We start from the raw sequence: 12389 nt of genomic DNA, 5'->3' as shown, positions 1-12389 counted from the left end.
CTCATCGTCCCAGATACCAATGGCGGCCGACGATCTCGACCAGCCGCTTCACGTGCGGCGGCTTCAGTACCGACAGGTGATCGCTGCCGTGCAGGTCGAAGCCGCGCAACTCCGGCTCGAAGCGGCGCCAGTCGTCCAGATCGACCGCATCGGCCTCTGCCCCGCCCATCGCCCGCACCAGCACGGCCAGGCCGCCGAATGGCCGCTCGTGGCGGTAGCCGATCGCGCATTGCCGGCAGAACATCTCCAGCGCCGGAGCGAAGTCGTCCAGGCGTGCCGTGGCCGGCAACAGTCCGCCCAGGCGCATCGCCTCGAACACGCTGGCGGCTTGTTGCTCCCGCGTCAGCGCGACCAGCGACTGCGCGCTCAAGCCGTGGCCGCGCACGCCCTGCAGGCCGATCAGCGCAAGATACTCGCCCAGGGCGTACTCGCGGTCGCCATGGCCGTCGGCGCGCGGCGCTTCGCTGTCGACCATCACCACCGGCGCGACTTCGGCGCCGGCGTCGAGCAGTTGCCGCGCGACCTCGAGCGCGACCCAGCCGCCGAAGGAATGGCCGATCAAGTGATACGGCCCCTCCGGTTGCAGGCCGCGAATGGCCTGCGCATAGCGACACGCGGCTTCGGCCAGGGTCGGCGGCGCGCCGTCGCGGCCGATCAGGGCCGGCGCCTCCAGTCCGATGAAGCTGACGTCGCCGGGGACGGCGGCGGCGAAATCGAGGAATGAGGTCGCGTTGGCGCCGGCGCCCGGCAGGCAGAACACCTGGCGTCCACCGGCGCGCCCCTGGCGGATGACGACCGCAGCGCCGGCGGCGGGCGGCATGGCCGGCGGCGCGACCGCGGCGCCATCGAGCCGGGCCAGGCTCGCGCCTATCGCAGCGCCGACCCGCGCCGCGAGCTCGGGTTGCATCATGATGTTCCAGTGGTCGCCGCCGATCGGGTGCACTTGCAGACGTTCGCCGAGCAGCCCGCCCCAGCCGTTGGCCGGGTCGCCGGCGTCGGTCGGATGCGCGGCGAACAGATGCGCATCCGCCGCCAGCGGCCGAGCGTAGTAGCGATGGGCGGCGGCGCGCAGGTCGAACCACAGCCGGGCGCGCTGCTCGAATTCCTGCGCGCTCATGTCCTTCTGCAGCCAGTCCTCGCGCCGCGCCAGCGCGATCGCCTGCGGCAGGTCCTCGGCGCCGATCAGGCGCTCGATTTCCGCGCTCTCCAGCTTGCGCCCGTAGTACTCGGCGAATGCGACCAACAGCATCTTCTTTTCGAACACGCCGAGCTCGGACACGCCGCGCTCGCCGTCGCCGCGGTACCAGCTGTCGATCAGGCCGAGGAACTCGACCCGCTCGCCGGCCGCGAGCAACTGCTGCGCGATCTCGTAGGCGAGCGCGCCGCCGGCCGACCAGCCGGCCAGGCGGTACGGCCCTTGCGGCACGGCCTGGCGGATCAGCCGCACGTAACCGGCGGCCAAGTCCTCGAAGCGGGCATCGGCGCCGACCTGGCGATGGTCGGCGCGGATTCCGTACAGACCGATTTGCGCATCGATATGCCGGCTCAGGCGCTCGTAAGCCAGCACCTCGCCGCTGGGCTCATGGATGAAGATCAGCGGACGGGACGAGCCGCCCTTGCGGATCGTCATCCATTGCTCATGCGCGAAGCCGCCGTGCGGACGCTCGATCAGGGCCGCCAGCGCGCTGAGCTGCTGTGCCAGCAGCACGTCCTGCAGCGCTACTTCGTAGCCCTTCTGCTTCAGCCCTTCGATGACCTGGAACACCATCAGCGAATAGCCGCCCAGGTCGAAGAAGTTGTCGTGGCGACCGATCTTCTCCACTCCCAGCAACTCCGACCACAGCGCCGCGATGGCCAGCTCGGCCTCGCCCTGCGGCGGCTCGTAGCGGCTCAGCGCCAGCCCCTGCCCGTCCGGCGCCGGCAAGGCCTTGCGGTCGAGTTTGCCGTTCGCGGTCAGCGGCAGCGCATCCAGGCTCACGAACGCCGACGGCAGCATGTATTCGGGCAAGTGCGGCGCCAGCCCGGCGCGCAGCTGCGCCGGGTCGGGCGTCGGCGCGCCGGCGAGGCCGACCACATAAGCGACCAGGCGCTTGTCGCCGGGGCTGTCCTCGCGCGCGATCACCGCCGCCTCGCGTACGCCCGGCTGCGAAGCCAGTCGCGCCTCGATCTCGCCCAGCTCGATCCGGAACCCGCGCAGTTTGACCTGGAAGTCGTTGCGCCCCAGGTATTCCACCGTGCCGTCCTCGCGCCAGCGGCCGAGGTCGCCGGTCTTGTACATGCGCGCCTGCGGGTCGGCCGCGAACGGGTCGTGCAGGAAGCGTTCGGCGGTCAGTTCGGGACGATGCAGATAGCCGCGCGCCACGCCGGCACCGCCGATGTGGATCTCGCCGGCGACGCCGACCGGCACCGGCTGACCGGCCTCGTCGAGCAGATAGATCCGCGCGCCCGGCATGACCCGGCCGATGTGCGGGCGGCGGCCGTCGATCACGCCGCAGCTGGCGTCGACGCTGCATTCGGTCGGGCCGTACATGTTGAAGAACAGCCGGTCCTCGGCCGCGGCCAGCGCGCTCCAAGTCGCCGAATCGATCGCTTCGCCGCCGAGCAGCAGCTTGCGCAGGCTCGGCGCGCGGCCCTGCAATAGGCCGGCGCCCTGCATCAGGCGCAGGTGCGAGGGCGTGCACTCCATCGCTTCGATGGCGTGGGTTTCGAGGAAGCCGAGCAGATCTTCCGCGCTCAGGCGCGCCGCTTCCGGCAGCAAGTGCACGCTGCGGCCGTGCGCCAACTGGCCCCAGGCCTTGACCGCCATGTCGAAGCCGAACGAGGAGTTCCAGGCCACGCGCCGGCAATCCGGCTCCAGGCCGTGAATGCAGGCCTCCATCGCGTGCAGGAAGTAAGCGACGTTGCGGTGCTCGACCATCACGCCCTTGGGGGTGCCGGTAGAACCGGAGGTATAGATCACGTAGGCCAGATGGGCCGGGTTCAGGCCGATCTGCGCCGGGTCCGGGTTCGCGTCCGGGGCCTGTGCCCAAGCCGGTTGCGGATCGTCCAGCAACAGCGTCGCGCAGGCCGGCGACGCATGCAGGCGCCGCTCCAGGCGCCGCTGGGTCAGCAGCGCCACCGCGCCGCTGTCTTCGAGCATGTGCGCCAGGCGTTCGTCCGGATACACCGGGTCCAGCGGCACGTAGGCCGCACCGGCCTTCAGCGCAGCCAGCAACGCCACCACCAGCTCCAGGCTGCGTTCGGCGCATACCGCGATCCGGTCGTCCGGGCGGACGCCGAGTCCGCGCAGATGATGGGCGAGCCGGTTGGCGCGCGCGTTGAGCTCGGCGTAGCTCAGCCGCTCGCCGCCGTACTCGATCGCCGTCGCGTCCGGCTGCGTCGCGGCCTGGCGCTCGATCAGCGCGTGCACCAGCGCCGGCTCGGCGGCGGCGACGTGGCTTTCGTTGAAATCTTGCAGCACCAGCTCGCGCTCGGCCGCATCGAGCAGGTCGATGCGGTCGATCGCCTGGCTGTCGTCGGCGACCATGCCGCGCAGCATCGCTTCCAGGCAGCGCCACTGACGGCGGACGGTCGTCTCGTCGAACAGCGCGCTGGCGTAATTGAGTTGACCGGCGATGCCGCCCTCGCTTTCGCGCAGCTCCAGCGACAGCTCGAACTGGGCGCTATCGGGACCGCCGCCGAGGCTGTGCGCCTGCAGTCCGGCCAGATCGAGCTCGGCCTTGGGCGTGTTGTGCCAGGACAGCATGACCTGGAACACCGGGTGATGGGCCAGCGAGCGCGGCGGGTTCAGCGCCTCGACGAGGCGTTCGAACGGCACGTCCTGCAGGTTCTGGGCCTGCACCGCGGTCTGCCGCGCCTGGCTCAGCAAGGCCTGTACGCTGGGGCTGCCGGACAGGTCGATCTTCAGCGCCTGGGTGTTGACGAAGAAGCCGATCAGGGGTTCGATCTCGACCCGGCTGCGACCCGCGTGCGAGCTGCCGATCACCACCTGGTCCTGGCCGCTGAGCCGGCTCAGCACCGCCGCCCATGCCGCCAGCATGGTCATGTACAACGTGGTGCCGTGGCGCTGGCTGAGCGCATGCAGGCCGCGGCTGAGCTCGGCGTCGATCGCGATCTCGACGTTGCCGCCGCGATAGTCCTGGATCGGCGGACGCGGCCGGTCGGTCGGCAGGTCGAGCAGGCTCGGCGCGCCGCGCAGCTGCTGCACCCATTGCTGCAATTGCTGCTGCAACAGCGGCCCCTGCAGCCATTGGCGCTGCCACATGCCGAAGTCGGCGTACTGGATCGCCAGCGGCGGCAGCGGGTCCGGGCGACCTTCGCGGAAGGCCCGGTACAAGGTCGAGAACTCGTTCGCCAGCACCCCGCCCGACCAGCCGTCGGACACGATGTGGTGCATGGTCACCAACAGCACGTGATCGTCGTCGCCGAGCTCGAGCAGGCGGCCGCGGATCATCGGCCCCAGCGCCAGGTCGAACGGGCGCAGCGCCTCCTCCCGCAGGATCGCTTCCAGTTCGGCATCGCCGACGCCGCGCAGGTTCTCGCGGCTCAGCGCGAAGCCGCGCGGCTCGTCGATCACCTGCAGCGGCTGACCGGCGATGCCGACGAAGCGCGTGCGCAGCACTTCGTGGCGCTCGATGATGCGGTCGAACGCGGCCTGCAGCGCCGCCACGTCGAGCGGGCCGCGCAGGCGCACCGCGTCGGGCACGTGATAGGCCTTGCTCGCCTCGGGATCGACCCGGGCGATGAACCACAGCCGCTGCTGGGCGAACGACATCGGCAGCGGCTTGGATCGGTCGGCCCGGACGATCGCGCTGAGCGTGTTCTGTCCGGCCTCGGCCACGTCCCGGGCCAACTCGCTCAATTGCGGATGGGTGAACAGCGCCGACAACGGCAGTTCGATGCCGAGCCGCTCGCGCAGCTGCGAGATCAATCGGACCGCCAACAGCGAATGCCCGCCGAGTTCGAAGAAGTTATCCTGGCGGCCGACCCGTTCGAGACCGAGCAACTCGCACCAGATCTGCGCCAGAGTGGTCTCGATCTCGCCGATGGTCGCCTCGTAGGCGCGGTGGACGAAGGCCAGCCCGTCGGGCGCCGGCAAGGCCTTGCGGTCGAGCTTGCCGTTCGGCGTCAGCGGCAGCGCTTCCAGGGGCACGAACGCGCCGGGCAGCATGTAGTCGGGCAGCGCCGCGCCCAACCGGGCCCGCAGTTCGGCCGGCTCCAGCGCGGTTCCGGCTTCGCCGACCCAGTACGCGACCAGGCGCTTGTCGCCGGGTACGTCTTCGCGTGCGATCACCACCGCTTCGCGTACGCCTTCGACTTCGGCCAAGCGCGCTTCGATCTCGCCGAGCTCGATCCGATAGCCGCGGATCTTGACCTGGAAATCGTTGCGTCCCAGGTACTCGACGCTGCCGTCGTCGCGCCAGCGACCGAGGTCGCCGGTCTTGTACATGCGCGGTGCCGGCTCGCCCGGCTCGGCGGCGGCGTAAGGGTCGAGCAGGAAGCGCTCGGCGCTCAGCTCGGCGCGCTGCAGATAGCCGCGGGCGACCTGGACGCCGCCGATGTGGATCTCGCCGGCCACGCCGCGCGGCACCGGCCGCCCCTGCGCGTCCAGCAGATAGAGGCGGCTGTTGTCGATCGGCGCGCCGATCGGCGGCAGATCGGGCCACGACCCGGCCGGGCCGGACAGGGTATGCGCCGTCACCACATGGGTTTCGGTCGGGCCGTAATGATTGTGCAGGCGCGTCGAGTGGCGGCCATCGAACAGGCGCCGGATCGCCGGAGTGATGCGCAACTGTTCGCCGGCGACGATCAGGTCGCGCAACGCCGGCAACGGCGCCTCGCGCTGCGACCACAGCTCGCTGAGCGTACTGAGCGCGATATAAGGCAGGAACAGCCGTTCGATCGACTGCTCGTCGAGCCAGTCGGCCAGCGCCGGCAGGTCCTGGCGCAGGTCCTCGTTGAGCAAGACCAGGGTGCCGCCGCTGCCGAGGGCGCTGAAAATCTCCTGGAACGCGACATCGAAGCCGAGCGCGGCGAACTGCAGGGTGCGCGCCGGTTCCGGCAGCGGCCCGCGCTGCCAGGCCAGCAGATTGACCAGGCCGCGGTGCGGCATCGCCACGCCCTTGGGCAAGCCGGTCGAGCCGGAGGTGTAGATCACGTAGGCCAAATGCTCGCCGGACAAGTCCGCGACCGGAAGCGGCGAGGCCTCCAGCGACGCCCAGCCGTCGTCCGCGCCTTCGTCGAGCAGCACGCACTGGCAAGCGACGGCGACCTGCAGGCGATGCCGCAACCGTTGCTGGGTGAGTACGGCGCGCGGCGCACTGTCGCGCAGCAGATGCCCCAGGCGTTCGTCCGGATAGGTCGGGTCCAGCGGCACGTAGGCGCCGCCCGCCTTCAGCGTGGCGAGGATGGCGATCACCATCGCCGGGCCGCGTTCCAGGCAAACCGCGACGCGCTGGTCGGGGCCTATGCCGAGCGAACGAAGATGCCGGGCGAGGCGGTTGGCCTGCGCGTCCAGTTCCGCGTAGCTCAACCGCTCCGGCCCGAACTCCAGCGCGATCGCGTCCGGGGTCGCGGCGGCCTGGCGCTCGAACAGCGCATGCACGAGCTCGCCGTGCGCGGCGTAGTCGCGACGGCGGTGATTGAAGCCATGCAGCACCTGTTCGCGCTCCTGCGCCGGCAGCACCTCCAGCGCCTGCACGGGCGTGTCGGGCGCCCGCGCCAGCGCTGCGACCAGTTGCTCCAGGGTCTCGCGCACCCATCCAGCGATCCGCGCGGCTTCGACGCTGTCGACGATCTCGGCGGTGATGCCGAAGCCGTCGCCGTAGTCGTCGACGTGCAATACGAACGGGTAATTGGTCCGGTCGCGGCTGTCGAGGTGATGGATGCCGGCGATGCCCTCGTCCGCGGCGGCCTCGGCATCGTCGTGGCTATGGCGATAGTTGAGCAACGCCGAGAACAGCGGCGTGTTGGCGGGGACGCCGCTGCAGCGCTGGGCCAAAGTCAGCGGCGCGTGTTCGTGGCGCAGCAGTTCGGCCAGGCCGGCGGCGGTATCGGCCAGCGCCTGCCCGGCGCTGCGCCCGCTGAGGCGCACGCGCAGCGGCAAGGTGTTGATGAACATGCCCATTGCCCGGTCGGCACCGGCACCGCCCTGCAGGCGGCCGAACAGCACGGTGCCGAACACCACATCGTCGCGGCCGCTGCAACGCGACAGCACCTGCGCCCAGGCCAGATGGAACACGCTGGCCGGACTGACCCCGCGGGCGCGCGCGACCCGGCGCAGCTCGGCGCTCAAGGCCGGGTCCAGACGCAGTCGGGCCTGTACCGCATGGGCGCCGTTGCCCTGCACGTCGAGCAGATCGAACGGAGCGGTCGGTTGATCGACATCGCCCAGTTCGGCGCGGAAATGACGCTCGTGCTCGCCCTCGCGTGCGCTCAGCCGCGCCTGGGCGACGAAATTCCGGAACGGCACCGGCTCGGGCAGTTGCCCGCGGCGGTCACGCAGGATCAAGCCGACTTCTTGCGTCAGCAGTTCCAAGGTGACGTGATCCATGACCAGATGGTGGTAGAGCAATTGCAGCAGCCAACGTTCGCCCTGCGCGTCGTACGCGGCGAAGCCGCGCATCATCGGCGCACGGCGCACGTCGAGGCGGTAGCGGGCCGGATCGGCGTAAGCCTGCAACTGCTCCCGCACGTCGCCGGTGAAGTTCAGCACCTCCACGTCCAGCCGCGCACGCCGCCACACCACCTGCACCGGCTCGGCCAGGCCGTCCCACTGCACGGCGGTGCGCAGCACGTCCTGGCGCGCGATGGTTTCGTCCATCGCGGCGACGAAGCGGTCGAGCAGCTCGCGGCTGTCGAAGCTCATCAGCACGCGGGTCAGATAGGCATCGCCCTGCTGTTGCAGCAGGTGATGGAACAAAATCCCCTCCTGTAGCGGCGCCAGCGGATAGATGTCCTGGATGTTGCCCGCACCGCCCGGCGTCGCCGCGACGATGCGATCGATCTGCGACTGTTCCAGCCGCACCAACGGCAACATCTGCGGGGTGATCTGCGGCGCCGGGGCCGGCGGCGCGGCGCGCTCACCGTTGGCCGCGGCCCATTGCAGCAGGGCCTGCTTGTGCAGCTTCAACGAGGCCATGACGCCGGGAGTCAAGACTCCGCGCGGCGCCTTCACCACCAGCTCGCCCTGCTCCACCCGCACCCGCACTTGCTGCTGTTCGAGCAGGCCGATCAACGCCTGCGCGTCCAGGGCCTGCATGCTCGAGACTTCCGCGTTCACAGTCTGAACTCCTCGATTTCGTGTTCATTGGGCGACTCGTCGAATCGCTCCGGAATGGCGTTGCGCGGCACGGCGACCTCGCCCTGTCCCGGCGCGACGATGCCACGCACGGCCGCGGCCATCGCCGCCAGTTCGGGTTGAGCGAACACCGCGCGCACGTCGATCGTCCAGTCGCGGCGGCGCAGGTGTTCGAGCAACTGCACCGCCAGCAGCGAATGGCCGCCCAGCGCGAAGAAGCTGTCGTGACGGCCGACCCGCTCGACGCCGAGCAGTTGCGACCAGATCGCAGCCAGGGCTTGCTCGACCTCGCCCTGCGGCGGTGCGTATTCGCAGTGCCCGAACGCGGCCTGATCGGGCGCCGGCAGCGCCTTGCGGTCGAGCTTGCCGTTGCCGCTCAGGGGCAACGCCGCCAGCGCGACATAGGCGGTCGGCAGCATGTAGTCCGGCAGGCGCCGGCCCAGCCGCTCACGCAGCGCGGCCGGGACCGGCGCATCGGTGCCGGCGGCCGGCACCACGTAGGCGACCAGGGCCAACGCGCCGTGAAGGTCTTCGCGTGCCAGCACCGCCGCATCGGCGATGTCGTCGAGAGCGCACAATTGCGCTTCGATCTCGCCCAACTCGATACGCTGGCCGCGCAGCTTGACCTGGAAGTCGTTGCGGCCCAGGTACTCGATCGCGCCGTCCGCGCGCCAACGGCCGAGATCGCCGGTCTTGTACAGGCGCCCGGCACCGCTGGGGTCGAACGGGTCGGCGATGAAGCGTTCGGCGGTCAGGTCCGGCCGGTTGAGGTAGCCGCGCGCCACCTGCACGCCGCCGATGTACAGCTCCCCGGCCACCCCCACCGGTACCGGACGCAACGCGGCGTCGAGCAGGTAGAGCCGCGTGTTCGCGATCGGCCGGCCGATCGGCACGACCGTCTCGTCGGCCGCACTGCAAGTCCACGCGGTGACGTCCACCGCCGCTTCGGTCGGGCCGTACAAGTTGTACAGCCGCGCCTGCGGCAGGCGCTCGCGGCACTGCCTTGCCAGCGCCGCCGGCAAGGCCTCGCCGCTGCAGATCACCCGGCGCAGGCTGGCGCAACCGGCGACCGCGTCGAGCCGGGCCAGGAACAACTGCAGCATCGACGGCACGAAATGCAGGGTGGTGACTCCGGCGCTGCGGATCAGCTCGCCCAGATAGGCGGGGTCCTTGTGCCCTTCCGGGCGCGCCAGCACCAACTGCGCACCGGCCATCAGCGGCCAGAAGAACTCCCACACCGACACGTCGAAGCCGAACGGCGTCTTCTGCAGCACTACGTCCTGCTCGGTCAGGGCGTAGGCCTGCTGCATCCAGTGCAATCGATTGACGATGCCGCGGTGCTCGTTCATCACCCCCTTCGGCCGGCCGGTCGAACCGGAGGTGTAAATCACATAGGCCAGGTGGCGTTCGCCCAGGCCGACCTCGGCCGGGTCCAGGTCGTGCCCGGCCAACACCGAGGCGGTGGTGTCGCGATCCAGCGCCACCACCGGCAACGACGTCGCCGGCAGTCGCGATTCCAGCGCCGATTCGGTCAGAACCGCGACCGGCGCGGCCTCATCGAGCAACTGCTGCAAGCGCTCGGACGGCAATGCCGGGTCCAGCGGCAGGTAGGCGCCGCCGGCCTTGAGCGTGGCCAGCAACGCGATCACCAGATGCTCGCTGCGCTGCAGGCACACGCCGACCCGCGCATCCGGGCCGACGCCGAGCAGGCGCAGGCGGCGCGCCCATCGGTTGGCGCGCGCATTGAGCTCGGCATAGCTCAGGCGCCGGCCTTCGAACGCCAGCGCGATCGCATCGGGGCGTTGCGCCGCCTGGCGCTCGAACAGCTGATGCAGCAGCAGGCCGCGCGGATACTCGGTGTCGGTGGCGTTGAAGGCCTGCAACACCTGTTCGCGTTCCTGCGCCGGCAGCCGCTCCAGGCGATCGAGCGGTCGCTGCGGTTCGCGCTCCAATGCGTCGACCAGCGCCTGCAAGGCCTGCTCGACGAAGCCGCAGATGCGTTGCGCGTCGACGCTGCGTTCGACTTCTGCGGTGAGCCCGAAGCCGTCGCCGTAATCGTCGACATGCAGGACGAACGGGTAATTGGTGCGGTCGTGGCCGCCCAGCGACTCGACGCCTTGCAGGGCCGGGATCGTGCCGTCGCGTTGGCTATAGCGGTAGTTGAGCAGGCTGGCGAACAAGGGCGCATCGGCCGGTAGGCCGCTGCAGCGCTGGGCCAAGCTCAGCGAGGCGTGCTCGTGGCGCAGCAGCTCGGCCAGGGAGGCGTGCACCGCGCGCAAAGCGGTCTCGACCGGCCTGCCGTCGATCCTCACCCGCAACGGCAAAGTGTTGAGAAACATTCCCATGGCCCGCGCCGCATCGGCACCGGCCTGCAACCGGCCGAACAACACGGTGCCGAACACCACGTCGTCGCGGCCGCTGCACAGCCCCAGCACCTGCGCCCAGGCCAGATGGAACAGGCTGGCCGCACCGACGCCGTGGGCGCGGGCCTGTTCGCGCAGGCGCCGGGCGAGGCCGGGGTCGAGTCCGGTACGGGCCTGGATCACGCCGCTGCCGTCGCCCTGCACGTCGCGCAGCCCGAACGCCACAGTGGTTTCGTCGACGTCGCCGAGTTCGCGGCGGAAATAGGCCTCGTGCTCGGGCTGCCCCATGCCTAGCCGGGCCTGGGCGACGAAGCGGCGGAACGGCACCGGTGCCGGCAACTGCGAACGCCGCCCCTGCAGGATCAGCATCACCTCCTGCACCAACAGTTCGGACGCGGTGTGGTCCAGGATCAGGTGATGATGCAGCAGCTGCAACAGCCAGCGGCCGTCGTCCGGATCCTGCACCGCGTGCCCGCTTAGCATCGGCGCGCGGCGCACATCGAGCCGGAATCGGCGCGGGTCGGCCTGCGTCTGCAGGTGCTCGGCCGCGCTGACGCCCGCCGCCGCGATCGACGTCTCGATCTTGAGCTCGGCGCGTCGATGCACCACCTGCACCGGTTGCTCCAGGCCTTCCCAATGCACCGAAGTGCGCAGGGTATCGTGGCGCGCGATCACTTCCTGCAAGGCATCGACGAAACGATCCAGGCGCTCGCGGCTGTCGAAGCGCAGCCGGGTCGGCATGACGTAGGCATCGCCCTCGCCTTCGCCGTGCAGCCGGTGATGGAACAGGATGCCTTCTTGCAACGGCGCCAGCGGGTAAACGTCCTGCACGTTGCCGGCGCCGCCCGGCACCTGCGCCAGCAGCCGGTCGATCGCGGCCTGGTCGAGTCCGGCCAACGGCAGCATCTGCGGACTGATCGCGGTCGCGCCTTCGTCGATGCGGTAATCGCCCCCCGCAACCGCACCGCGTTCGCGCAGCAGGGCGATCAGCTCGGACTTGCGCTCGCGCAGGGCCTCCACCAGCGCGGACTCGGCCAGCGCTTGCGGGTCGCCGAGCAGGCGCAGCCGTTCGCCGTCCAGGCGCAACGAAAGCCCGCGCGCTTGCAGCGTCGCCATCAGCTCGGAAGCGTTCATAGCTCGATTTCCTCCCATTGCGCCGTGGCGGCGGCGAGGTCGGCCAGGGTCGGCGCGTTGAACACCATCTGCACGTCGACCTGCAGTTGCTGTTCGCTCATCAGATGGATCAGCTGGATCGCCAGGGCCGAATGCCCGCCGAGCTCGAAGAAGTTGTCGTCGCGACCGACTCGTTCGACCCCGAGCAGGCCGGCCCAGATCGCCGCCAGGCGGCGCTCCATGTCGTTTGCGGGGGCGGCGTAGGTCCGGTGCGCCACGCCGTCGTCGTCCGGCGGCGGCAACGCCTTGCGGTCCAGCTTGCCGTTGGCGTTGAGCGGCCAGGCATCCAGGACGACGTAGGCCGCCGGCAGCATGTAGTCCGGCAGCTGCGCGCCGAGCCGCTCGCGCAGTCCGGCCGGGTCCGGCTGCGCACCGGGTTCGCACAGCAGGTAGGCGATCAGGCGCGGATCGCCCGGGCGGTCCGCGTGTGCGACCACCACCGCTTCGCGCACACCCTCCAGCCCGGCCAGCCGCGCTTCGATTTCGCCCAGCTCGATGCGGTAGCCGCGGATCTTGAGCTGGAAATCGTTGCGCCCCAGATACTCGATCGTGCC

The 12389-nt window shown here is 70.3% G+C and carries 3 protein-coding genes (1 of these 3 cut by a window edge); all 3 read right to left on the bottom strand.

Going from position 1 to position 12389, the window contains the following annotated elements; translation table 11 throughout:
• Position 1: 1 nt before the first annotated feature.
• Tightly spaced (each overlapping or abutting the next), the 3 genes in view from V2J18_RS11350 to V2J18_RS11340 form a layout consistent with a single transcriptional unit that may run on beyond the window.
• Positions 2 to 8281 carry an amino acid adenylation domain-containing protein gene (locus tag V2J18_RS11350; protein WP_336131827.1) on the bottom strand — a complete coding sequence of 2760 codons (8280 nt, stop codon included), beginning with the start codon at positions 8279 to 8281 and terminating at the stop codon, positions 2 to 4.
• Positions 8278 to 11796 carry a non-ribosomal peptide synthetase gene (locus V2J18_RS11345; RefSeq protein ID WP_336131826.1) on the bottom strand — a complete coding sequence of 1173 codons (3519 nt, stop codon included), beginning with the start codon at positions 11794 to 11796 and terminating at the stop codon, positions 8278 to 8280. The genes V2J18_RS11350 and V2J18_RS11345 overlap by 4 nt, the downstream gene beginning before the upstream one ends.
• Positions 11793 to 12389, bottom strand: partial view of an amino acid adenylation domain-containing protein gene (locus V2J18_RS11340; protein ID WP_336131825.1) — the 3' end only. Its footprint extends 15525 nt past the window's final position; 597 of the gene's 16122 nt are visible here — the last part of the coding sequence; its start codon lies beyond the right edge, outside the window; the stop codon is at positions 11793 to 11795. Before V2J18_RS11340 ends, V2J18_RS11345 begins: the two co-directional genes overlap by 4 nt.

This window comes from Lysobacter firmicutimachus, assembly GCF_037027445.1.
Taxonomy (GTDB): Bacteria; Pseudomonadota; Gammaproteobacteria; order Xanthomonadales; family Xanthomonadaceae; genus Lysobacter; species Lysobacter firmicutimachus.
Note: the sequence above shows the minus strand (reverse complement) of the source record. Positions and strands in the feature narration are given on the sequence as shown.